The sequence below is a fragment of the Thermococcus sp. CX2 genome, assembly GCF_012027555.1.
Classification (GTDB): domain Archaea; phylum Methanobacteriota_B; class Thermococci; order Thermococcales; family Thermococcaceae; genus Thermococcus.
Genome location: NZ_SNUQ01000002.1, coordinates 233,932 through 254,513, shown reverse-complemented (window position 1 = coordinate 254,513; position 20,582 = coordinate 233,932). Strand labels below are relative to the sequence as shown.

The window sequence follows — 20,582 nt, the reverse complement described above, 5'->3', positions numbered from 1 at the left end:
GTGTCTTTGGGTAAGAATGAACATATCAAATGTCCGATGTTCGATTTATGCCTCTGATATACACCTACAAATCGAAAAGCTTTAAACTAAGTATATAGACTATATACTTCTATAGAGGTGGAGTACATGGATGGCCTAGCTATAGCAGCGATTGCAGTGGCGTTCTACATCGCATGGAACATAGGCTCCAACGATTCAGCCAACGCCATGGGGACGGCAGTAGGCGCTGGAATACTCAGCTTCCGTCAGGCAACCCTCACCATAGCAATATTCGTCCTAATGGGCGCCTATCTGAAGGGCTACACGGTCATGAAGACAGTGGGGAAGGGCATCGTTCCCGAAGGCTACCTCACGATGGAGATGGCGGTTATAGCACTTCTTGCCGCTGGTATTTGGGTTACCATAGCCACCGTTAGGGGCCTTCCCGTTTCGACCACTCAGGCGATAGTTGGAGGGGTTATCGGGGTCGGTTTGGCGGTTGAAGCCCCAATAAACTGGTACACGCTCATAAAAATAGCCTCCGCCTGGGTTGTTTCGCCCATACTGTCGGGGGTTCTTGCCATATTTCTCTACAAGTTCTACTCCAGGGTTATTTCGAGCATAAAGAGCGTCTCGACGATTGAAGCCCTCTACGAGGCCCTTGCGGTACTAGGCGGCTCATACATGGCCTTCAACTTCGGCACCAACGAGGTTGCCAACGCCTCCGGGCCATTGGTTGGGGCGGGCTTTATGGAGCCCAAGGTCGCGGGCATCTTTGGAGCCATAGCTCTCTCTATCGGCGCGCTCACCTTCAGCTACGCCGTCATGCATACTGTTGGGAAGAGAATAACAGCTTTAGGCCCTGTCTCGGCTTTCGCGGCTCAATTCGGCTCCGCCATGGCGGTAAGTTTGGCCAACATCTTTGGCCTTCCAGTCAGCTCGAGCCAGTCCATCGTCGGCGGTGTCATTGGTGTTGGTCTGATAGCGGGAGAAAGGGTTGATAAGTCCGTCATAAAGGACATAGTCTTCGGCTGGGTGGCGACGCCGCTAACGGCGATATTCATCGCCCTCGGAATCTTCAAGGCTTTCTCGGTGTTTGGGCTGGTTTAATCGCCGTATCTCAACCCCAAGTTTAGTCAGCTCCTTTATCATCCCCGTCTGGATGTAGGCTTCTATTTTCGTCTCCTCGCCATACTCAACCGACAAAACCTCGCCGATAGCATTTATCAGAGCCATTACCTGAGGGACTTTCTCAGGCTCCCTCACGGTTATCTCGAAGGCCCCATACTTGGGCAGGGTTAGTACCACCTCTTCCAGCGCCCCGTAAAGCTCCTCCAGCTGACCGAACTTGGCCGAGATGGAAACGACACGGGAGACGTTTATCCCCCTCTCCTCGACTATCTCCATTATTCTCTCGGCCTTATCTTTAACGTCCTCCTCGCTCGTCAGGTCCCTCTTGTTGAGGACGACTACCATAGGCTTATCCAAGGCCTTAAGCTCCCTCAAGACGTTGAGCGATGCCAGGAACTTCCTCCGTATCTCCGGCCAGGGCTCGCTTACATCGAGAACGAGCAGGACTATGTCGGCCTTAACTATCTCCTCCAGCGTGGAGTGGAAGGCTTCAACGATAAACGGCGGGAGGCCATCGATGAAACCGACCGTGTCGGTGACTAGAACCCTTTTACCGCCGAGCTTAAAGCGCCTCGTGGTGGTATCGAGCGTTGTGAACATCTGGTTTCTGGCCTCTATCTCCTCCCTGGCGAGGGTATTGAGGAGGGTGCTCTTTCCGGCGTTGGTGTAGCCGGCTAGGGCAAGGAGGATGAAGCCAACCTCTTCCCTGCGCTTCCTTTTAACCTCCCGGTCCGCCTTTACTCTCTCCAGCTCCTTCCTTATCTTGCCCATGCGGTAGCGGATGTGCTTAAGATACTGCTGGGTCTGATACTCACCCATTCCCTTGAATCCTGCCCTATCGCCGAGCTTTATTCTCCTGATGGCCTCCTTCACGAGGGGAATCTCATACTGCAGGCTCGCCAGCTCCACCTGGAGCTTTGCCTCTTTTGAATGCGCGCGCCTCTCGAATATCTCAAGAACCAGCTGCCATTTGTCTATTATCTCAACTCTCAGCTCCTTCCAGAGGTTGTAGGCCTGACTTGGCGTGAGCTTGTTGGCGAAGATGACCTTATCCGGCCGAAGCTCCCTCACGAGCTCTTTGAGCTCCTCGAGTTTGCCCTTTCCTATGTTGTACTTCGGGTGCTCCTCGCGGTTCTGCTCGAGAATCGCCACTACCTCATAACCAGCGCTTCTCAACAGCTCCTCAAACTCTTCCCTACTTATCCTCTCACGCCTGGATTTCCTGATGACTCCTATAGCTTTCATCGTCCTCGACTAAGCTTCTTCCTTTATATCCTTTTGGAGAGGGTAGTTCTCAACCCAAAGTTTGGGATATGCCTTTAAACTTAGAATGCAATTTTATATGGTGGTTCCTATGGATTGTGAGGATGTTCAGGTTAAGCTGAAAGAAATAGAGGAGCTCCTTGACAAGCTCGGTAAGGAGCACCCGAAAGAGATTTCTGCCTTCTCTAGGTTTCTCCGCGAGGTCGTCGACAACAAGGCCCTGACCACGAGAGAGAAGGAGCTCATAGCTCTTGCCCTGGGGATAGCCCAGGGCTGTGAGTGGTGTATCTACCTCCACACCCAGAAGGCCCTCGAAGCGGGCGCTAAGAAAGAGGAGCTCATCGAGGCTGGTCTCGTCGCCGTTCTCATGGCCGGCGGTCCGGCGCTTATGCACCTTATACCGCTCATGAAGGCCATAGATGCCTTCGAAAAAGAGCATGGGAAGGAGTGATTTCCCTTTCTACTTTGTATTTAGTAAAAGGAAAATTTCTCAGCCCTCAGTGAGCTTGATGATTGCCTCTGCGAGGTCGCCTTCAGCTTCCTCGAGGGCCTTCTTTGCCGTCTCGTAGTCGACGCCTGCCTGCTCCATGACGAGCTTGATGTCGTCCTCGGAGATGCTGATTATCGGCCTGACCTCCTCGGGGCCGATTATCTGGTAGCTCTTCTCACCCTGGGCGGTTATAACCGTCACGACAGGCTCTTTGATGACTATCTCCTTGTTCTCGAGCCTGATTATGACTTCCTTGACTCCCTCAAGCTCCTCCATCCTGATGCCCATCTGGCGCATGAGCTTCTTCATCTGCCTCGGGTTCATTCCACCCATCGGAAACATCTCTATCACCATCGGAGGTTTTGTGATTGTTAAATATTAACTTTCCCCTAAGAGTTTGAGTAGTTCTTCTTCATTGTTCCCTTCTCCACCAAAGGCCATCTTAAGGAGAGGCGGCGTCACAAGCGTACTCAGGAATATCATCAGCACGATGACCACGTAGGCATCTTCACCGACTATGCCAGCGTTCATGGCTATAGCGAGCATCGCAAGTTCAACGCCCATTCTTGGGATCATGCCTATTCCGATCCTGAGCGACTGTTTGCGGTTAAGTCCAGCTAGGAGAGCTCCGAGGCCGCACCCTATCACCTTGCTGGCTATCGCTCCAAGGCTGAAGACCAATGCGAAGACCCCTACCTCAGAGATGCTCCTAAGCGGGATGCTCATGCCAACGTCAACGAAGAACAACGGGATGAACATAGAGTGGGCCAGGATCCTTGTGTGCTCAAATATCGGCTTTCTGAATTCGGTCTCGCTTAAACTGAGACCGAAGAGGTATGCTCCGAGGATAGAGGCTAGGTTCATGTGTTCCGCTAGATAGGCAAACGCGAAGAGGGTCGCCATCGATAGGGTTATTGTCGAGTCGGCAAAGCCGAGATGGACGACCTTTCTCAGCAGTCTATCTATCGCAGGCGGGACAACGTAAATCGCGGCCAGTATGAAGATGATGACCTTGGCAAAGATGAGTCCTATCCCAATTGGATTAATGCCGCCCTGGACGATCATTGAAATGACAATGCTCAGGATGACTATGCCGAGGATATCATCAACTATGGCAGCCGTCAGTATGGTGTTGCCCTCAACAGTCTTGAGCGCGTCGAGCTCCATGAGAACCCTGACCGTTAGGCTCACGCTCGTCGGGGTCATCAGGGCACCGTAGAGGAGGGCCTGCTCAAAGCCCTTGAAGGGATATACAAGGCCGAAACCAATGAGGAAGGCAATTGCAACTCCAACCACGGCCACGGAGAGCCCAGCCTTACCGGCTTCCTTCAGCTCATCAATGCTACTTTCCAGACCTGCCAGGAAGAGGAGGAGCAGGACACCGAGCATTGAAATATCCTTCACTTCTGTGGTCGGGGGGAAGAACATGCCGAGCAGTATGCCGCCGATGATCTGGCCTAGGACGACGGGTTGCTCTATCCTTGCGAAGATCCATCCAAAGGTCTCAGCAACGGCTAGCATGAGGGCTAGGTAGAGTATCAGCTCGAGTTCCATTTTGGATCACCGAGCGAATACTCTTAGAAGCCTCACGATACTTTGAGCGGAAAACGTTCCTAGGACAGTCTTTTTCTTATCAACAACTGGAAACTGCTTGATACCGGTTTCGAGCATCATCTCGAGGGCATAGCCGAGGCTGTCGTTAGGACTGAGGGTTATCGGTCTGGGGTTCATTATGTCTTTCACGGGTCTGTCCCAGTCGAAGTGTGCCTCCTTGATCGCGTCAAGTCCCACGAGAATGTAATCGGAGGGGGGAATTATGAGGTTGATTATCTCGTCGATCGAAATGAATCCGAGGAGCTTTCCATCGTCATCGGTGACGACGGCGCAGGTTTGATGCTCGAGCTTCTTTATGAGCTTCTCTATTTTATCATCGGGAGAGAGCCTGAGGAAGTTCTTCTCCATCACGAGCCTTATGGGCATCTTTGACAGCTTGAGGATATTAAGCTTTGGCCTCTCCTTTGGTGGTCTATCTCTTGACAATTTTTCACCCCCCGGAAAAAGAAGGAGTGGAGAATCACCTTTCCGCGGGGAACTTCGACGTCTCCTCGTTCGCCTTCATAATCTTTGCCCTGTACTCCTCGTATTTCTTCTTTGCCTCTTCAGCCTTCTCCTTCTCGCCCAGGTATTCGTAGGCCTCGGCGACGTGCTTCCACCACATCGGGTCTTCTTCGGCCTCCTTGAGGCAGTACTCGAGGAACTTCTGGTAGGCTTCCTTTGCTAGCTCCTCCCTTCCGAGCTTCCTTGCTATGTTTCCGACGTCCTCCCAGAAGACGCCCTCCTCCTCGGCTTCCTTGGTGTAGTACTCCAGTGCCTTCTCCCATGCCTCCCTGGCCTTCTCCTCGTTGCCGAGATCCTCGTAGAGCTTAGCGACGTCCTCCCAGAACCAGGGCTCCTCCTCGGCGTACTTCTCAAGGGCCTTAGCTGCCCTGTCCATGTTTCCTGCCTTCTTCCAGTACTCGTGGGCTTCCTTGAGGTAGTAGGTGTCCTTCTCCTTCTCATAGAGGGCCTCGTATATCTCGGCCGCCTTCTCGTACTTCTCGGCCTTCTCGTAGGCCCAGGCGGCGCTCTCCATCCAGCCGAGCTTCTCGTACATCTCGGCGGCCTTCAGGTAGTTGCCGGCCTTCTCGTACTTTCTGGCGGCGGCCTTGTACTTGCCCATCCTTTCGAGCTTCTCAGCCGAGCGGAAGCGGTCGGCCAGGCCTAAATCCGGCTCGCTGATGTACCAGATTCCGAATGCCAGAATGGCAACGAAGAAGACTATTATCCCCGCGACTATGTTGAGGTTCTGCCACGTGGCGCTGAGGTATGTTCCATAGGCACTTATCGCCGTGAATATCGCCAGGATAAAGCCGTACTTCCAGCTCTCGGCGTAGAACGTCAGCGCGGTGAAGAAGAGCAGTGCCAGGGTAACGCCAAGGAACCCGAGGGTAAGGATTATCCTTATAAGCATCGGGAATCCCCATTCGTAGACTATAGCTCCCGCTATCGCTGTGACAGCAATTAGGAATCCTATCAGATACGCTTTGAGTTTGTCCACTCTTTCACCCCCTCCAGCTTCAGCAGGAACCTTTTGTAATCGGGTTTGGGCGTGTAATTGCCAGGTCCGTTTTGAGCTATGACCCGGTGACAGGGAACGACTATCGGGTAGGGGTTTCGCTTCATGGCCCCACCGATGGCCCTCGGTGAAGTTCCAATGGTCTTTGCCAGCTCCCCATATGTTACAACGCTTCCTCTTTTAACCCTTTTTGTTAGCCATTCGTAAACCTGACGCTCAAAATCAGTTACCCCGTGGAAGCTCAGCTCGCCGAGGAGTTCGTCGTTGTCTCTCCTCCCGACCAGAACATCGTGAACCAGCTTGGGGTAAACGGATTCTTTTGGGACCAACTCAACTTCGACGCCCCTCCTCTCGAGGAAAGACCTCAGACTGGCTATCCTCTCCTTGAGGTAGTCCCTTCCGTCCAGGGAGAAGGTTATTCCATGAATCCTCTCCCCAAAGAGAACCCCTATCCAAACCTCCCTCTCGGCGACGGTAAAGCGCTCAACGCTCAGCATCTTTGCACTCCTCCAGCCTTAAGATTGCTTTCCTTAGGGGCCCGATTAGCGTGTGAACTTCTCTTCCATAAAGAAAGGCCCTGCCTACAAAGCGCCTGAAAACTTTGACAAAAACTTCTTTTCTCTCCTCATCTTTTGGATAGTCCAGGACATCGAGGAGCCTTTTCCACGTATCCACAAGGACTTCCTTCTCCTCCCGAGTTGCTGGCTCCAGCGATGGATGAACAGCTTCCCTCTTTGTCTTGCTCAGCTCGTAGAGGATAACCGCGGCCGCTTGGCTGAGGTTCATGGTTGGATAAGCTTCGCTCGTCGGTATCGTGAGGGTTAAGTCCATCCTTTCAAGCTCTTCGTTTTTCAGCCCTATGCTCTCGCGCCCGAAGAAGATACCAACCCTGCCTGGATAGCCTTTGAGCGCTTCCCTCAGCTCCCAGGGCGTGAGGGGTGCCCTTTCGGGGATGTACCGTCTTCCGGACTTTGCCGTCGTCCCAATGGCCAAATCAACGAGCCCCAACGCTTCCTCGAACGTCTCCACGATTTCGGCTCTCTCCAGAACGTCTCTCGCGTGAACCGCGTAGGCGTAGCTCTCCTCGGTGATGTTGGGATTAACCAGAACCAGCTCGGTAAAGCCGAAGTTCTTCATCACCCTTGCAACCATGCCGATGTTGGCTGGGCCCTCAGGTTCCACTAAAACGATCTTCATCGGTAAGGCTTTAAGGAAAAGGCTTTAAACGGTTGCGGTGGTGGGATGAAGATTTACGTGCTCGGTGCGGGCTCGATAGGCTCGCTCTTTGGGGCGCTTTTGTCAAGAGCAGGGAACGACGTTACGCTTATCGGCCGCGAGAATCAGGTAAGAGCGGTAAACGAGAACGGCCTCCGGATTGTTGGGATAGAAGAATTCGTTGTTCATCCAAAGGCAAGTATCTACGCTCCTGAGGAGCCGCCTGATCTGCTCATACTTGCCACGAAGTCCTACTCAACCAAGACCGCCTTGGAGTGCGCTAAAAGATGCATCGGTCCGGAAACGTGGATACTCAGCATTCAAAACGGGCTGGGGAACGAGGAACTGGCACTGAAGTTCACTCCAAATGTTCTAGGGGGAATAACCACCAACGGGGCGATGCTCGTTGAGGGGGGCGTTTTGAAATGGACAGGTAAGGGTGTTACAGTCATCGGAAAGTATCCCACGGGAAGCCATCCATTCGTAGATGAGATTGCGAAAACTTTCAACGAGGCGGGGCTGGAAACTTACACAACTGAGAACGTCGTTGGGTGGAAGTGGGCCAAGGTCATTGTTAATTCAGTCATAAACGGCCTCGGAACGGTTCTAGAGGTTAAGAACGGCTTCTTGAAGGACGACCCGTACCTTGAGAGTATCTCGATAGACATCGCCCGTGAGGGCTGCATGGTGGCCCAGCAGCTCGGGATAGAGTTTGAAGTCCATCCTCTGGAACTCCTCTGGGACACGATAGAAAAGACGAGGGAGAACTATAATTCGACCCTTCAGGACATCTGGCGCGGGAAGAAGACAGAGGTTGACTACATCCACGGGAAAATAGTGGAATACGCTAAAACAGTGGGTCTCGAGGCACCGAGGAACGAGCTTCTCTGGGCGCTTATCAAGGCCAAGGAAGGGCAAAGTAGATAAACCTCTCGGGTGAAGTACTCTTGGGGGAGAGAGAATGCCAATATTCGGTGGTAAGGAAAGCAATGTTTTTGAGACCATTGAGACGCATCTTGAGGTCGTTAATGAGTCCCTTGTTGCCTTCAGAGAGCTCATAGCCGCTTATCTGTCAGGGGATTTTGAAAGGGCGAAGGCCTTCGAGAGGGAGGTAGACCAGCTCGAGAGTAAAGCAGACAGGCTCAGGAGAAGCATAGAAACAATGCTCTACGAGGGAGCTTTTCTGCCCACCAACAGGGGTGACTATGTCAGGCTTTCTGAGCTGATCGACCAGGTGGCTGATACAGCCGAGAGCGCCGCTCACACCCTCATTCTGGCCAAGCCGAAGGTTCCGCTCGAGATTGGAGATGAGCTTATGGAACTCGTTGATTCAGCGCTTGAAACGTACAGCATTCTTGTGGATGCTGTGAAGGCCCTTAACGTTGACGTCGACAGGGCCATAGAACTTGCGAAGGTTGTTGAGGATGCCGAGGAGAAGGCCGACGATGTTGAGTACGACGTCAAAGGCAAAATTTTTGAGAGCGAGACCATCACGACGTATGCCAAGATAATATGGAATCAGATCCTGACCAAAATCGGCGACATAGCCGACCGCGCTGAGGACGCTTCAGATCAGGTCATGCTGATGGCTATTAAAAGGAGGGGATGAGATGAAGGTACTGGTTGCGGCACCGCTGCACGAGAAAGCCATCGAGGTTTTGAAGAACGCCGGTTTTGAGGTAGTTTATGAAGAGTATCCCAACGAGGAGAGGCTCATAGAGCTCGTTGGGGACGTCGAGGCGATTATAGTCAGGAGCAAGCCAAAAGTGACCAGGAAGGTCATCGAGGCGGCTCCAAAGCTCAAGGTCATCGGAAGGGCTGGTGTCGGCCTCGACAACATCGACCTTGAGGCCGCCAAGGAGAGGGGCATAAAGGTCGTCAACAGCCCGGCTGCCTCGAGCAGGAGCGTCGCCGAGCTGACGATAGCTCTAATTTTCGCGGTCGCAAGGAAGATAGCCTTCGCCGACAGAAAGATGCGCGAGGGAGTCTGGGCGAAGAAGCAGAGCATGGGCATCGAGCTTGAGGGCAAGACCATCGGTGTAGTCGGCTTTGGCAGAATAGGCTACAACGTGGCCAAGATAGCAAAGGCCCTCGGCATGAACGTCCTCCTCTACGATCCATACCCGAACGAGGAGAGGGCTAAAGAAGTCGGAGGAAAGTTCGTCAGCCTGGAGGAGCTTCTCAAGGAGAGCGATGTTGTTACCCTCCACGTCCCGCTCATCGATGCCACCTACCATCTCATAAACGAAGAGCGCTTAAAGCTCATGAAGCCAACCGCCATCCTCATCAACGCGGCCAGAGGAGCCGTTATAGACACCGAAGCCCTTGTCAAGGCCCTGCAGGAGGGCTGGATAGCTGGAGCTGGCCTCGACGTCTTCGAGGAGGAGCCCCTGCCGAAGGACCACCCGCTGACTAAGCTCGACAACGTCGTCCTAACGCCCCACATAGGCGCTTCAACGGTCGAGGCCCAGATGAGGGCCGGCGTCCAGGTGGCGGAGCAGATAGTTGAGATTCTGAAGGGCTAAGCTCTTTGCCTTTTCTCTGTTAACTTTTTAAACTAATGGTGGTATTCTTTACAGGTGGTTGGTAATTGATTGATGCCATTGTAGAAGCCATCAGACTTGCCGTCACGCGCATTCCAGAGGACACCGTTCTGGCAATTAGGCGGGCCTACGAGCTTGAGGAAAATCCAGTAGCCCGGTTCAACCTCGAGAACATCCTCAGGGCGATAGAAATTGGCAGGGAGGAGGGCATTCCCGTCTGTCAGGACACAGGGACCCTGACCTTTTTCATTGAAGCCGGGGTAAGAAGCCCTTTTCTCGGCGAAGTTGAGGCGTGGATCATCGAGGCAACTAGAAGGGCAACGAAGGATATACCGTTGAGGCCGAACGCCGTTGATTTGCTCACTAACCAAAACTCAGGCGACAATACTGGCCGCTTTGTGCCGGTGATCCACTGGGAGCTGGTTGAAGGTGACTCGCTAAGGATAGCCGTTCTTCCCAAGGGCGGTGGAAGTGAGAACTGCTCTGCTCTGGCTATGTTGACTCCTTCGCGTGGCCTGGAGGATCTTAAGGAGTTCCTCCTTCGGCACGTCAGCTCCTGCGGCGGCAAACCCTGTCCCCCGGTTGTGCTGGGAATCGGGATAGGGGGAAGCGCCGAGACGGCCTTAACCCTCGCCAAAAAAGCCCTTCTCAGGCCGGTAGGTGAGAGGCATCCCGACGGTAGAATAGCCAAGCTCGAGGAGGAACTTTTGGAAGATATAAACGCCCTTGGAATCGGCCCGATGGGGATGGGCGGTAAGACCACAGCCTTGGACGTCAAAATCGAGTATGCCCACAGACATCCTGCTTCCTTTCCGGCTGGCATTGTCGTCCAGTGCTGGGCCAACAGGAGGGCGTTTCTTGAGGTGAGCGCCGATGGGAACGTTAGAGTCTGGCAGTAAGCTGAGAACGCCCCTTAGCGAGGAAGAGGTTTTGGACCTTCGGGCTGGGGATGTAGTCTACCTCTTCGGCATCATCTACACCGCTCGTGACCTTGCCCATAAACGAATTTTGAAGCTCGCGGATAGGGGAGAGCTGCCCTTTGACCTCGAAGGAGCCGTCATCTACCACTGCGGCCCCGTCGTCAAAAAGACTGGGAAGGGATACGAGATAATCTCAGCGGGCCCAACGACGAGCGCGAGAATGAACGCTTATCTCGACGGGATTCTGGGCCTTGGGGTGAGGGGAATAATAGGCAAGGGGGGTATGGACGTCGAGCCCTTTAAGGGCAGGGCCGTCTACTTCGCCTTCACGGGCGGTGCTGGAGCCCTGGCCGCTAAAAGCATCAAACGGGTCGTTGATGTCCTTTGGCTCGAAGAGTTCGGCGTTCCGGAGGCCGTCTGGGTTCTTGAGGTGGAGGACTTTCCCCTGCTGGTGGCTATAGACGCCCATGGCAACTCTCTCTACCGCTGAGCCCACCTTTCTCTTTCCGAGTTCAGCGGGACTATCATGCCCTCGTAGAATTCCCTGAGCTTCCTTGTGTGCTCCTCGACCCACTCTCCGCTCACCTTCTTCCGAGCGGTGCCCTCTTTCATCGCCTCCTCCGCGACGGCCCTCGCCACCTTTGCGTGGACGTCTGGGTTGAGGGGGGATGGTATTATCAGTTCCTCACTGGGCTCTTCAACAATGGAAGCCATTGCCTCCGAGGCGGCTATCACCATTCCGTCGGTTATAGTCTTCGCCCTGACATCGAGTGCACCCCGGAATATGCCCGGGAATCCGAGGAGGTTGTTGATCTGGTTTGGGTAGTCGCTCCTTCCGGTTGCCACTATTCTCGCGCCGGCCCGCTTCGCCTCTTCTGGGAGTATCTCGGGCGTTGGATTGGCCAGGGGGAATACTATCGCGTCGTCGGCCATCCTGGCTATCCACTCGGGCTTTATGACCCCTGGTCCGGGCTTTGTGAACGATATAAGCACGTCTGCTCCGGTGAGGGCCTCCTCTGGGCCGCCCTCGATGCCCTCGCCGTTGGTCTTCTCCAGGAGCCAGCCCCTGTGGGGGAACAGCTCTTCCAGCGGTAAATCTGGGGTCAGAACCCTCGGCTTCTCACCTACCAGCTCGACGACCCTGACGTTCCCTGGCTTCACCCCTGCGGAAGTGAGTATCCTCAGTGTGGCGAAGCCAGCTGCACCGGCGCCGAAGAGCGCTATCGTGACTTCCTCCAGCTTCTTCCCCACTACCTTGAGGGCGTTCATCAGTCCGGCGAGAACCACGGAGGCCGTCCCCTGTTGGTCGTCGTGGAACACGGGTATATCCAGCTCCTCCCTCAGGCGCTCCAGGATGTAGAAGCACTTGGGCGAGGCTATGTCCTCAAGGTTTATTCCTCCGAAAGAGGGCGAGATAGCTTTGACAACCTCGACGAATCTCTCTGGGTCCTTCTCGGCCAGCATTATTGGGAAGGCATCGACGCCGCCAAAGACCTTGAAGAGAAGCGCTTTGCCCTCCATCACGGGCAGACCCGCGAGCGGACCAACGTCACCGAGCCCGAGCACGCGCGAGCCGTCGCTCACAACAGCCACGGTGTTTCCCCTGTTGGTGTATTCATAGACTTCATCTGGGTTCTCGGCTATTCTGAGTGACACCTCGGCAACGCCCGGTGTGTAAGCCAGGCTCAGGGTTTCCTTCGTGAGCTCGACCTTTGGAATGACCTCTATCTTCCCGTTGCCTGGGAAGTTGTTCCTGTGGAATTCGAGGGGGTTCATGCTTTCACCGACGTCCTTTGGCATGTAAAAGTTAAAAGGGCTTCGATATACTCCTACCTTTACCTTTCTTGTGTTCATTATAATCTCTTCCAAGCTGGCAAACTTTGTAGAACCTTGATCAAACTTCGCGGAGTCTTTGGGAAAGGCTCGCGAAAAGCGGAGACTGTAACGAGAGCATTTTTAATGTGTATTCACTTGTCGAGTGCCTATTTGAGAAGGATTCCAACCAAAAAGGCAATCCACTGCAAGATACAGTTTTGCCATCTTATTGAATGCGACTTTAACATCTGCCCGTTAGAACAGTCAGAAACTTTTGATGAAACTTTGCGCCAGCAAAATTTGTGGTGGACCGGGCGGGATTTGAACCCGCGGCCTCCGCCTTGCGAGGGCGGCGCTCGTACCAGGCTGAGCTACCGGCCCACACCCGGTTATAGTGAACCTTGCGGGACTTTAAAAGTTTTTGGTGTGCAGGGCTCACAGCTGGGAAAACGCTTTAACACCTTTGCCGTTCTTCATATGGTGGTGTTCATGGAGCTCGAACTCCTCCGCAGTCTCGTTTCGATACCTTCTCCCTTTGGAGAAGAGAACGAAATCTCACGGTTCATAGCGTCTTTTCTCGAGGAGCACGGCTTTGAAGTTGAGCTCCTCCCAGTTGAGGGCTTCGGCGATGACGTCATAGCTTACCTTCCAGGAATGGGCTACACTGTTGTCCTGAACGGACACATGGATACAGTGAACCTCTCGAGGGACTGGACGAGGAACCCGTGGGGAGAGCTCGAAGGCGACCGCTTCTACGGCCTCGGCAGTGCAGACATGAAGGCTGGTCTAGCTGCGCTTATGGCGGCTTTCCTTGAGATAGCCGAGCTCCCAAAAAGCGAGAGGCCTAACGTAATCTTCACGGCCGTCTCCGACGAGGAGGGCTACTCGAGGGGAACTTGGAGACTCATAGAGAGCGGCAAGCTCGGCGATGTCGATCTCGTTCTAATCGCCGAGCCCACCAACGAGAAGCTGATGCTAGGCGCGAGGGGCAGGTTCGTCATCCAGGTTGAGGCCTTTGGAAGAAAGGCCCACGCCGCCCGACCCGAGCTTGGAATCAACGCCGTTGAGGAGCTTGGAAAACTCGTGGGGAACCTCTCGAGGATACGCATGAAGAACCACCGCAAGCTCGGCGAGGGTTCCTACTGCACGCTGCACTTCGAGGGCAACGCCGACGGCCTGAGCGTTCCCGATTACGCGAAGGCCATAATAGACAGGCACATCGTCATTGGTGAGGACTGGGAGGACGTTAAGGGACAGCTCCTACGGCTCGCCGAGAAGCTTAGGGTAAAGGCAGAGCTCAGGGTGGAGAGGTTCCCGAGACCGACCCCGGAGATGCTTCCCTACACCGTGAGGGAGAACGGTCGCTTCGTGAACCTCTTCAGGCAAGTTCATGCTTCGCTCTTCGGTACGGAGCCTAAGATAACCTACGGGAAAAGCGTTGGGGACTTCAATTACTTCGGTGCCTACCTGCGCAGGCCGACACTCGTCTATGGTCCCATTGGGGGCAACTGGCACTCAAGCGATGAGTGGGTGAGCCTGGAGTCGGTAAAGAGGGTGAAGAAGCTCTACGTCGAGTTCCTGAAGGCCTTAGCGTAGCCTCGGTTAGCCGGTCCTCATCACGGCTCAGTCCAGGGAGTTGTCGTCATCGGCGGCAAAGGTTTTAAGGTTCCCTTTAAACCCTTTTTCATGTTCCAAGTTATTGCTAGGGCAAGGAAGGACGCGAAGGCACTGCAGTACATAAACGAGCGCAACTACGCTGGCTTTCTGGAGGTTTCCAGCCTTGGGGGAGGTAGAACTGTTGAAGAAGTCGGGGGGACCCTCGAGGAGCTCCTGAGGAATCCCTACATCCCGATCCTCCTCTTCGGCGAGAAGGAGAAGGATTTGATGGAGGATGTTCTTCCGATCCTGAGGGAGTCGGGAAAACCGTTCTACGTCCGGACTCTGAGGACGAAACGGGTTAGGAACATGCGCGTCGATGAGCTTTACGGTCACCTCGAAGAGATTAAGGCTCGCTTCAGGCTCGGAATCGAGTGGAGCGGTGGTTACAAGCTCAACCCCGAGAACCCCTTTGGGGTTGAGATTCACCCGGATTACGACATCTACCTGGCCATCGGCGAGGGCTTTAGGGAGGCGATGGGCGGTATTCTCGACGTCGAGCTTGGCGAGAACTCACTCGTCCTGAGGAAGCTCATGAACCAGGAGGTCTACTTCTCCGGCCCCAACAAAGTCGCCGAGGTGAGCAAGAGGCTCGGTGTTCCGACGGAGGTGCTCTGGAAGTGCCCCTGCAGTGAAGACGTCTCCCTCGAGAGCCTAATCGAGCTCAACGGGGACTACATCGAGGCCTTTGCTCAGGCTTCAAAGGCGTTTCTTCGGCAGTTTGCGGACTACGACATTATTGTCCCGTGGAGTGGGGGCAAGGACTCCACCGCAGTTCTAATCCTCGCGAAGGAAACGTTCGGAAAGGTCACGGCCATATACATCCGCATGGAATACGAAATGCCCCTGACGGACGAATATGTGGAAAAGACCGCCAGGAAGCTCGGCGTTGAGCTGATCCGCGTTGATGTTCCAATGCCGCTCGACGAGTTCGGCATGCCGGCCCATAACAACCGCTGGTGCACAAGGAAGAAGGTGGAGGCTCTCTATAAAGCGGCGAGCGAGTTCGAAAGACCTCTTTTAGTTGTCGGCGACCGCGACGGCGAGAGCGCAAGGAGAAGGCTGAAGCCGCCAGTGGTTGAGAGAAGAAACGAGCTCCTCGGCGAGTTCCTGGAAGTAATGCCCATAAAGTTCTGGAGCGGCATGATGGTTCAGCTCTTCATACTCATGAGGGGCCTTCAGCTGCATCCGCTGTATTACGAGGGCTTTTACAGACTTGGCTGTACGGTTTGTCCGAGCTTGGCAGAATGGGAGGTCGAGCTTTTGAAGAAAAGGGGAGTGGAGAAGCTCCCCGCGGGCTACTCATAGCTTTTTGCCAACGGCCGCACCTATCAGGAACGTACCCACGAGGAGGGCTATTATTAACCCGTCGCTCAGGCTCTTTGATGCTCCACTCGGTGTGGTCGTTGGGGTGTTTGTCTCCGTCCCGGTAGGGATGACTATCTGTGGGATGTCCGTAGTCGTGTTGTCTTCTCCCACGTTGACCGGGGCTGGCATTGATGTGAGGAAAAGCTGCGCAGTTTCTCTCGCGTACTGGTAGAATATCATCGCAGTCTCGATGTCCGCGGAACTTCCGTTCTCCTCATAGCTCTCGGCGAACTCGTAGTAGGCTATCGCGAGTATTGGAGTTATTCCCTGGCTCTGGGCGATGCCTATGGCGATTTTGGCGTCCTCTTTCATGGTCTGGAGCTTGTCCAGGAGTATCGTCTGGTTGTCTATGCCGAGCGTGTCGAGGAACACCTCGGCCCTTACGCGAGCTTCCATCGCCGTGAAGAGAGCCGCCGAGTATTTTCCGTCCTCGTAGTACTGCTCCGCCTGGAGGATGCTCTGGGTGAGGTCGTTTCCTATGACCTCGCCATACATAGATTCGATGTAGGTAACTATGAGGTTCGAGCTGTCGATGTAGTCCCTCGCTGTTGTCTTAACGACGTCCTTGCTTATGACGTCATTGCCCGCGAACCTCTCCCCGAGCTGGGCCCAGAACACGGCTGTCTTTGCCCTCTCATACGCAAAGGCGGCATCCCCAACGGCGTTCCAGTAGTCGTCGCTGTAGTAGTACTTCCACGCCTCTTGGAGAAGGCTCTTGGCCTGCTCGACCCTCTCCTCGGCCGCCGCCACGGCCTGCAGCATGGTGATGCCCCTAATCGTGAGGTTTGACACAATCCTCTCGGAGCTGTTTATCTGGGAATCTACCGTTTTCAGAATTCTTTCAATATCATTGGGGCTGTTCACGTCTAAATACCAGTCCACGTGGCGGATTATTATCCTGGCCTGGAAGTCCTTGCTCAGGGCGGTGTAATAGCGGCCGTCGTCGAGGGCTTCCTTCGACTGGTTGAGTATTCCGGCTGCCTCGTTGAGGGCCTCCATAAGGGTGGTGTAGGCTGCGTAGCTCACGTCGCTCTTCTTCAGCTTCTCGAGGGTCTGCTGGTAGTAGGCGGTTGTGTTCTCGTAGTCCTTCATGGCATCGTCCCTGAGGAACGATGTGTCTATCTTGACGTAGGCAGGTGCTTGGGGCCTCGGTATCCTGTGGCCCGTGAAGTAGTAAACGGCGTCGTAGATGTCTTTTATCTCAATTACTTGGAGTCCCCAGCGCTCCTTCGCGTACTCGACGACGTCCACTTTCTTAGTTTGGGTGTTTATTTCAACTATTCCTCCTATCTCGTTTCGCTGGGTCTCCTGCACGTACTGAATCCTCTGTCCCTGTGGGATGAGGAATATCTCCGCCCCGACGTCGTGCGCCGCTGAGGCCTTCTCAAGGATTCCGCCGACGGGCCCTATGGTTCCGTCGGGATTTATCATTCCAGTCATCATGACCTTTGGATTAACCTTCCATCCTTCAAGAGCCGCTATGATTCCGACGGTCATTGTTCCGCCAGCTGACGGTCCGCCTATGATTGGAGAATCGGCCTTTATCTGTATGAAAACGTCGTACTTGCTCATATCAACGCCGAGAACCTTTCCAGCTATCTGCGCCGCGAGCCTCGCGCTGGCCTGCATGTCCACCTCTGCTAAGGGCCAGGTCTCGACGTAAACGTGTCCACTTCCGGGAGCCACCGTTATGACGAAGTCGGTGGCGACACCGACGAGCTCGCCGGTTGCGGTCTTTGAAACCGCTGGCGCCTTGAGCACTACCGTGTGTCCCTCGCTGGGGCACTGGGCCGCTGTGAGGGGAACGAAAGGCAGAAGAAGCATGAGTATCAGCAGTGGTACTAAGGCCTTTCTCATTTTCTCACCCCGATTTTAGCTCGATAAGGCATAATAAAGCGTTTGTGGTTCAACTCTCTAAAACTCGAGGGCAAAAAGCTTAAATTTCCTCTTTATCCGATGAAACCCTGGGGATAATGATGGGCGTCTTCAACAAACTGGTTACGAGGAAGTTCAGGAACATCGCCGGTGATAGGTACGACGAGATACTGAAGCGCTACCGGGAGTTCCTTCTTCTCCCAGAAGAGTTCGTTCTTCCTGAGATACAATCGATTTTGATTCCGATAGACCGCTTCGCCCACGAGATTCCTTCCGAGCTTTACGAGACGCTGGAGGCTTACTCTGGAGCTTCTGTTATGCTCGTCTACGTCTCCGAGAGCATGGCATTCAGAATGATAGAGCAGACCCTCGGAAGGGACGAGGCGGAGAGGCTGAAGGCCGCCGAGAGGGAGCTGGGAGAAAGGGTCCTTTCCGAGATAGCGTCCAGCTTGGAGGACATCGGCCTGAGGGTTACCAAAAGGCACCTCTTTGGGAACAAGAGTGACGACGTGATTAAGCTCGCCGAGAATTTTGACCTCCTCGTGATTTCGAGGGGCTACGGCTCGGAGATAACCAAGATGTCCCCCATGAGTCCCCTCGTCCTTAGGATAGTCCAGCACGTGGTTAAGCCGACGATAGTCTATTAGGTGGTGCCCATGGAGCAGGTAGTCATAGCGGTTGCAGTGTTCCTCGTTACCTACGCCCTCATAATCAGTGAAAGGGTTCACAGAACGGTCGCGGCCCTCTTTGGAGCATCGGTAGTCCTCTTCCTTGGCATCGTTCCATGGGAGAAGATGCCGGAGTACCTCGACCTTGGAACGCTCCTCCTTCTTGTAGGCATGATGATAATAGTCAACACTGCCAAGGAGAGCGGCCTCTTCGAGTACATAGCGATAAAAACGGCCAAGTTCGCAAAGGGCAGCCCCATGAAGGTTCTAATTCTGTTCTCGATTGTTACGGCCCTCGTCAGCTCCGTTCTTGATAACGTCACGACTGTTCTCCTCTTAACTCCGATGCTGCTCTACATAACCCGCCTCATGGATGTTAATCCCGTTCCTTTTCTCTTGGCGGAGATATTTGCATCGAACATCGGCGGAACGGCGACCCTGATAGGTGACCCGCCCAACATAATGATAGGCTCGGCAGCGGGGCTCAGCTTTACAGAGTTCCTCATCAACATGGGCGTCATAGCGGCCATTGACCTAGTCGCGGCCCTAGGAATAATCTATCTAGCCTACAGGAGGACCATGAAGACTAGCAAAGCTAAAAGGGAGAGAATCCTCTTGACGATTGAGAGGCTCAGGGAGGACGAGGCAATTAAAGACTACTCCCTCTTCAGGAAGTCATTGATCATTATAATCGGCGTTGTCCTGCTCTTCTTCGTCCACGACAGGCTGGAGATTCCGCCGGCGGTGGTTGCCCTCTCCGGGGCCTCGGTTCTTCTCATGTGGAGCAGGATAGAGCCGACGGGGATACTCGAAAAAATCGAGTGGACGGCGATATTCTTCTTCATGGGGCTCTTCATCATAGTGGGCTCCCTCGTCGAGACTGGCGTCATAGACGACGTCGCCAAGTGGCTCTTGGGATACGTCCATACCACTGGCCAGGCGCTGGTGATGATAACGTGGTTTTCGGCCATAGCTTCCGCCGTAGTGGACAACATTCCCTTGACGGCGGCAATGATACCGCTTATAAAGTCGATGGGCTCCTCAATGAACGTCTACCCCCTCTGGTGGGCCCTAAGCCTGGGAGCCTGCCTCGGCGGCAATGGAACGGCCATTGGAGCATCTGCCAACATAGTCGTCCTGGGAATAGCCTCCCGCGAGGGGGTGGAGATAACCTTCATGGACTTCCTCAAGATAGGCCTCGTCATAATGTTCACGACGGTCGCCTTGGGTATGGGAATTCTCTGGATAAGGTACGTTGGGGTGTGAGATAATGAAGATCCTCGTGCTCGTCGACGGCTCGAAGTGGAGCCAAAAAGCGGCGCTCCACGCCATAGCGATAGCCAAAAAGAAAAAGGGCAAGGTTACGCTCTTCTCCGTCCTCGACAGGAGAGAGGCCAGGGCCCTCGCCTTCAACATGGGTATGATAAGCCAGGACTTGAGGAACGTTCAGAAGTTCGAGGAGGAAATCTGGGGGGAGATGAAGAGGAGCATAAGGGACATAATGACCAATCTCCTCGAGCTCTGCCAGCAGGAGGGCGTTAACTGCTCCATAAGAATAGTCGAGGGCGAAGCTAAGAGCAAGATACTGGAGGAGGCCAACAGCGGGAAGTACAGCCTTGTGGTCATGGGCGCCTATGGAAGGAGCGGAAAAACGAGGATAGGAAGCCTTTTGGAGGAGGTGACTGGCTCTATAAATCCCCCCGTCATGATAGTCCGCTAGCGCCTCCAGAGGGCCAGCACGAAGAGGAAGAGCACCGCCACCTCCAGTATCCCCACTATCACGCTCACGTCCCTCTCCACCCAGGCGGCTAAGTGAAGGGTTTCAAGGGTCTTCTTCATCGCCAGCAGGAGGAAGGCGATTATAAGGTATAGAGCAGCGTGCAAATGGCTCTTTTTGTAGGCTATGAGCGACACTCCCGCCAGTGCAAGGGCAAGGGCTATCCCGATAACGGCAAGGGCCATCTCAATCATTTTTATCACCCACGCTCGTGAGCAGGTCTATCAGGTTGTCGGCGAGCTTCTCCCACAGGCTCGGGCGGTAGTCTCTTATCACCCTCGCCATCACGGATGGGTCGTATGAGAGCGTGTATGTCACGTTTTTTCCCTCTTTTCGAGCGCTCACTATTCCAAGCTTTACCAGCTCGCCCATGTGGTAGCTCACCGTCGGCTGGCTGAGCTTCAGCCTCTTCGCTATCTCGCTCTGCCCCTTCGGTCCCTCCATGAGGAGCAGCAGGATTTTCCTTCGCGTTTCCGTTGAGATGGCTATGATTAGCTTCTCGTACTCCTTCTCGAACCCTTTGGGGAATATATAGCGCTTCTTGCCTATCTTCCTTGAAAACACCTTGCCTTCCTTCTCCAGCCTGTGGAGGTGGTATTGAAGGTCGCCTATGCCAATCCCCAGCTCCCTCGCCAGCTCCCTGAAGGTTACGCCGGGCCTGTTCTCGATGTAGTGGAGGATTTCATTACGACGCTCCATACCCAACACTTAAACCGTTGTGGTTCATCCGTCTATGGGAAGGGATATAAAGGCAACCCTTTTATGTC

General features: G+C 54.2%; 23 protein-coding genes and 1 tRNA gene. 12 read left to right on the top strand and 12 right to left on the bottom strand.

Annotated features, from left to right (window positions below):
- The first annotated feature begins 126 nt into the window (after positions 1 to 126).
- Positions 127 to 1,089, top strand: a complete 963-nt coding sequence (locus E3E23_RS05575) for an inorganic phosphate transporter (protein ID WP_167907040.1) — start codon at positions 127 to 129, stop codon at positions 1,087 to 1,089.
- Here E3E23_RS05575 and hflX read toward each other — a convergent pair.
- Positions 1,027 to 2,355, bottom strand: coding sequence for a GTPase HflX (gene hflX, locus E3E23_RS05570; protein ID WP_167907039.1), 1,329 nt, complete (start codon positions 2,353 to 2,355; stop codon positions 1,027 to 1,029). The genes E3E23_RS05575 and hflX overlap by 63 nt on opposite strands.
- Positions 2,356 to 2,464: 109 nt before the next feature.
- Here hflX and E3E23_RS05565 point away from each other — a divergent pair, with 109 nt between their 5' ends.
- Complete coding sequence (locus E3E23_RS05565) at positions 2,465 to 2,824, top strand: carboxymuconolactone decarboxylase family protein (RefSeq protein ID WP_167907485.1); 360 nt, start codon at positions 2,465 to 2,467, stop codon at positions 2,822 to 2,824.
- A 39-nt stretch (positions 2,825 to 2,863) separates the two neighbouring features.
- On the opposite strand, the gene E3E23_RS05560 is transcribed toward E3E23_RS05565, so the two are convergent.
- Genes E3E23_RS05560 through E3E23_RS05535 form a run of 6 tightly spaced genes read right to left on the bottom strand, consistent with a single transcriptional unit; the run spans position 2,864 to position 7,175 of the window.
- A complete protein-coding gene (locus E3E23_RS05560; RefSeq protein WP_206205666.1) occupies positions 2,864 to 3,196 on the bottom strand; it encodes a nascent polypeptide-associated complex protein in 333 nt (110 codons plus the stop codon).
- Between the two features lie 45 nt (positions 3,197 to 3,241).
- Positions 3,242 to 4,417 (bottom strand): cation:proton antiporter, encoded by a 1,176-nt coding sequence (locus tag E3E23_RS05555; protein WP_167907038.1) that lies wholly within the window; start codon positions 4,415 to 4,417, stop codon positions 3,242 to 3,244.
- 6 nt (positions 4,418 to 4,423) lie between these two features.
- Positions 4,424 to 4,903 (bottom strand): HPP family protein, encoded by a 480-nt coding sequence (locus E3E23_RS05550; protein WP_167907037.1) that lies wholly within the window; start codon positions 4,901 to 4,903, stop codon positions 4,424 to 4,426.
- A 34-nt stretch (positions 4,904 to 4,937) separates the two neighbouring features.
- Positions 4,938 to 5,960 carry a tetratricopeptide repeat protein gene (locus tag E3E23_RS05545; protein WP_167907036.1) on the bottom strand — a complete coding sequence of 341 codons (1,023 nt, stop codon included), beginning with the start codon at positions 5,958 to 5,960 and terminating at the stop codon, positions 4,938 to 4,940.
- Complete coding sequence (gene otg / locus E3E23_RS05540; RefSeq protein ID WP_167907035.1) at positions 5,936 to 6,475, bottom strand: methylated-DNA--protein-cysteine methyltransferase; 540 nt, start codon at positions 6,473 to 6,475, stop codon at positions 5,936 to 5,938. The genes E3E23_RS05545 and otg overlap by 25 nt, the downstream gene beginning before the upstream one ends.
- A complete protein-coding gene (locus E3E23_RS05535; protein ID WP_167907034.1) occupies positions 6,462 to 7,175 on the bottom strand; it encodes an RNA methyltransferase in 714 nt (237 codons plus the stop codon). The genes otg and E3E23_RS05535 overlap by 14 nt, the downstream gene beginning before the upstream one ends.
- 45 nt (positions 7,176 to 7,220) lie before the next feature.
- Here E3E23_RS05535 and E3E23_RS05530 point away from each other — a divergent pair, with 45 nt between their 5' ends.
- The 5 genes from E3E23_RS05530 (at position 7,221) to E3E23_RS05510 (ending at position 11,146) form a co-directional block, all read left to right on the top strand.
- Positions 7,221 to 8,120 carry a 2-dehydropantoate 2-reductase gene (locus E3E23_RS05530; protein WP_167907033.1) on the top strand — a complete coding sequence of 300 codons (900 nt, stop codon included), beginning with the start codon at positions 7,221 to 7,223 and terminating at the stop codon, positions 8,118 to 8,120.
- Between the two features lie 34 nt (positions 8,121 to 8,154).
- Positions 8,155 to 8,802, top strand: a complete 648-nt coding sequence (locus E3E23_RS05525) for a TIGR00153 family protein (protein WP_167907032.1) — start codon at positions 8,155 to 8,157, stop codon at positions 8,800 to 8,802.
- Position 8,803: 1 nt separating this feature from the next.
- The gene (locus tag E3E23_RS05520; protein WP_167907031.1) at positions 8,804 to 9,718 is read left to right on the top strand and encodes a hydroxyacid dehydrogenase; all 915 of its coding nucleotides are present in this window, start codon (positions 8,804 to 8,806) and stop codon (positions 9,716 to 9,718) included.
- 65 nt (positions 9,719 to 9,783) lie between these two features.
- The gene (locus E3E23_RS05515; RefSeq protein WP_167907030.1) at positions 9,784 to 10,635 is read left to right on the top strand and encodes a fumarate hydratase; all 852 of its coding nucleotides are present in this window, start codon (positions 9,784 to 9,786) and stop codon (positions 10,633 to 10,635) included.
- The gene (locus E3E23_RS05510) at positions 10,610 to 11,146 is read left to right on the top strand and encodes a FumA C-terminus/TtdB family hydratase beta subunit (protein WP_167907029.1); all 537 of its coding nucleotides are present in this window, start codon (positions 10,610 to 10,612) and stop codon (positions 11,144 to 11,146) included. Before E3E23_RS05515 ends, E3E23_RS05510 begins: the two co-directional genes overlap by 26 nt.
- Here E3E23_RS05510 and E3E23_RS05505 read toward each other — a convergent pair.
- Both E3E23_RS05505 and E3E23_RS05500 read right to left on the bottom strand, forming a co-directional pair.
- Positions 11,137 to 12,432, bottom strand: coding sequence for an NADP-dependent malic enzyme (locus E3E23_RS05505; protein WP_167907482.1), 1,296 nt, complete (start codon positions 12,430 to 12,432; stop codon positions 11,137 to 11,139). The genes E3E23_RS05510 and E3E23_RS05505 overlap by 10 nt on opposite strands.
- A 342-nt stretch (positions 12,433 to 12,774) precedes the next feature.
- Positions 12,775 to 12,852, bottom strand: a tRNA-Ala gene (locus tag E3E23_RS05500).
- Positions 12,853 to 12,960: 108 nt separating this feature from the next.
- On the opposite strand from E3E23_RS05500, the gene E3E23_RS05495 reads away from it, so the two are divergent.
- Both E3E23_RS05495 and E3E23_RS05490 read left to right on the top strand, forming a co-directional pair.
- A complete protein-coding gene (locus E3E23_RS05495) occupies positions 12,961 to 14,067 on the top strand; it encodes a M20 family metallopeptidase (RefSeq protein ID WP_167907480.1) in 1,107 nt (368 codons plus the stop codon).
- Between the two features lie 90 nt (positions 14,068 to 14,157).
- Positions 14,158 to 15,435 carry a phosphoadenosine phosphosulfate reductase family protein gene (locus E3E23_RS05490; protein ID WP_167907028.1) on the top strand — a complete coding sequence of 426 codons (1,278 nt, stop codon included), beginning with the start codon at positions 14,158 to 14,160 and terminating at the stop codon, positions 15,433 to 15,435.
- Here E3E23_RS05490 and E3E23_RS05485 read toward each other — a convergent pair.
- Positions 15,430 to 17,352 (bottom strand): S16 family serine protease, encoded by a 1,923-nt coding sequence (locus E3E23_RS05485; protein WP_167907027.1) that lies wholly within the window; start codon positions 17,350 to 17,352, stop codon positions 15,430 to 15,432. The two genes, E3E23_RS05490 and E3E23_RS05485, sit on opposite strands and share 6 nt — an antisense overlap.
- Before the next feature lie 119 nt (positions 17,353 to 17,471).
- Between E3E23_RS05485 and E3E23_RS05480 the strand changes: the two genes are divergently transcribed.
- From E3E23_RS05480 to E3E23_RS05470, 3 genes are read left to right on the top strand one after another with little or no spacing between them, the layout of a single operon-like run.
- Positions 17,472 to 18,017, top strand: a complete 546-nt coding sequence (locus tag E3E23_RS05480; protein ID WP_167907026.1) for a universal stress protein — start codon at positions 17,472 to 17,474, stop codon at positions 18,015 to 18,017.
- A 9-nt stretch (positions 18,018 to 18,026) separates the two neighbouring features.
- Positions 18,027 to 19,304, top strand: a complete 1,278-nt coding sequence (locus E3E23_RS05475; protein ID WP_167907025.1) for an SLC13 family permease — start codon at positions 18,027 to 18,029, stop codon at positions 19,302 to 19,304.
- A 4-nt stretch (positions 19,305 to 19,308) separates the two neighbouring features.
- Positions 19,309 to 19,758, top strand: coding sequence for a universal stress protein (locus tag E3E23_RS05470; protein WP_167907024.1), 450 nt, complete (start codon positions 19,309 to 19,311; stop codon positions 19,756 to 19,758).
- Here E3E23_RS05470 and E3E23_RS05465 read toward each other — a convergent pair.
- Positions 19,755 to 20,009, bottom strand: a complete 255-nt coding sequence (locus E3E23_RS05465; protein ID WP_167907023.1) for a hypothetical protein — start codon at positions 20,007 to 20,009, stop codon at positions 19,755 to 19,757. The genes E3E23_RS05470 and E3E23_RS05465 overlap by 4 nt on opposite strands.
- On the bottom strand, positions 20,002 to 20,514 hold the full coding sequence (locus tag E3E23_RS05460) for a metalloregulator ArsR/SmtB family transcription factor (protein ID WP_167907022.1): 513 nt from the start codon (positions 20,512 to 20,514) through the stop codon (positions 20,002 to 20,004). Before E3E23_RS05460 ends, E3E23_RS05465 begins: the two co-directional genes overlap by 8 nt.
- Positions 20,515 to 20,582 lie beyond the last annotated feature (68 nt).

Bases quoted from the DNA above. Each gene is read 5' to 3' on its own strand.
- E3E23_RS05575 (WP_167907040.1), top strand. From the start codon at position 127: ATGGATGGCCTAGCTATAGCAGCGATTGCAGTGGCGTTCTACATCGCA.
- hflX (WP_167907039.1), bottom strand. From the start codon at position 2,355: ATGAAAGCTATAGGAGTCATCAGGAAATCCAGGCGTGAGAGGATAAGT.
- E3E23_RS05565 (WP_167907485.1), top strand. From the start codon at position 2,465: ATGGATTGTGAGGATGTTCAGGTTAAGCTGAAAGAAATAGAGGAGCTC.
- E3E23_RS05560 (WP_206205666.1), bottom strand. From the start codon at position 3,196: ATGGGTGGAATGAACCCGAGGCAGATGAAGAAGCTCATGCGCCAGATG.
- E3E23_RS05555 (WP_167907038.1), bottom strand. From the start codon at position 4,417: ATGGAACTCGAGCTGATACTCTACCTAGCCCTCATGCTAGCCGTTGCT.
- otg (WP_167907035.1), bottom strand. From the start codon at position 6,475: ATGCTGAGCGTTGAGCGCTTTACCGTCGCCGAGAGGGAGGTTTGGATA.
- E3E23_RS05535 (WP_167907034.1), bottom strand. From the start codon at position 7,175: ATGAAGATCGTTTTAGTGGAACCTGAGGGCCCAGCCAACATCGGCATG.
- E3E23_RS05530 (WP_167907033.1), top strand. From the start codon at position 7,221: ATGAAGATTTACGTGCTCGGTGCGGGCTCGATAGGCTCGCTCTTTGGG.
- E3E23_RS05525 (WP_167907032.1), top strand. From the start codon at position 8,155: ATGCCAATATTCGGTGGTAAGGAAAGCAATGTTTTTGAGACCATTGAG.
- E3E23_RS05520 (WP_167907031.1), top strand. From the start codon at position 8,804: ATGAAGGTACTGGTTGCGGCACCGCTGCACGAGAAAGCCATCGAGGTT.
- E3E23_RS05510 (WP_167907029.1), top strand. From the start codon at position 10,610: ATGGGAACGTTAGAGTCTGGCAGTAAGCTGAGAACGCCCCTTAGCGAG.
- E3E23_RS05505 (WP_167907482.1), bottom strand. From the start codon at position 12,432: ATGAACCCCCTCGAATTCCACAGGAACAACTTCCCAGGCAACGGGAAG.
- E3E23_RS05495 (WP_167907480.1), top strand. From the start codon at position 12,961: ATGGAGCTCGAACTCCTCCGCAGTCTCGTTTCGATACCTTCTCCCTTT.
- E3E23_RS05490 (WP_167907028.1), top strand. From the start codon at position 14,158: ATGTTCCAAGTTATTGCTAGGGCAAGGAAGGACGCGAAGGCACTGCAG.
- E3E23_RS05485 (WP_167907027.1), bottom strand. From the start codon at position 17,352: ATGAGAAAGGCCTTAGTACCACTGCTGATACTCATGCTTCTTCTGCCT.
- E3E23_RS05480 (WP_167907026.1), top strand. From the start codon at position 17,472: ATGGGCGTCTTCAACAAACTGGTTACGAGGAAGTTCAGGAACATCGCC.
- E3E23_RS05475 (WP_167907025.1), top strand. From the start codon at position 18,027: ATGGAGCAGGTAGTCATAGCGGTTGCAGTGTTCCTCGTTACCTACGCC.
- E3E23_RS05470 (WP_167907024.1), top strand. From the start codon at position 19,309: ATGAAGATCCTCGTGCTCGTCGACGGCTCGAAGTGGAGCCAAAAAGCG.
- E3E23_RS05465 (WP_167907023.1), bottom strand. From the start codon at position 20,009: ATGATTGAGATGGCCCTTGCCGTTATCGGGATAGCCCTTGCCCTTGCA.
- E3E23_RS05460 (WP_167907022.1), bottom strand. From the start codon at position 20,514: ATGGAGCGTCGTAATGAAATCCTCCACTACATCGAGAACAGGCCCGGC.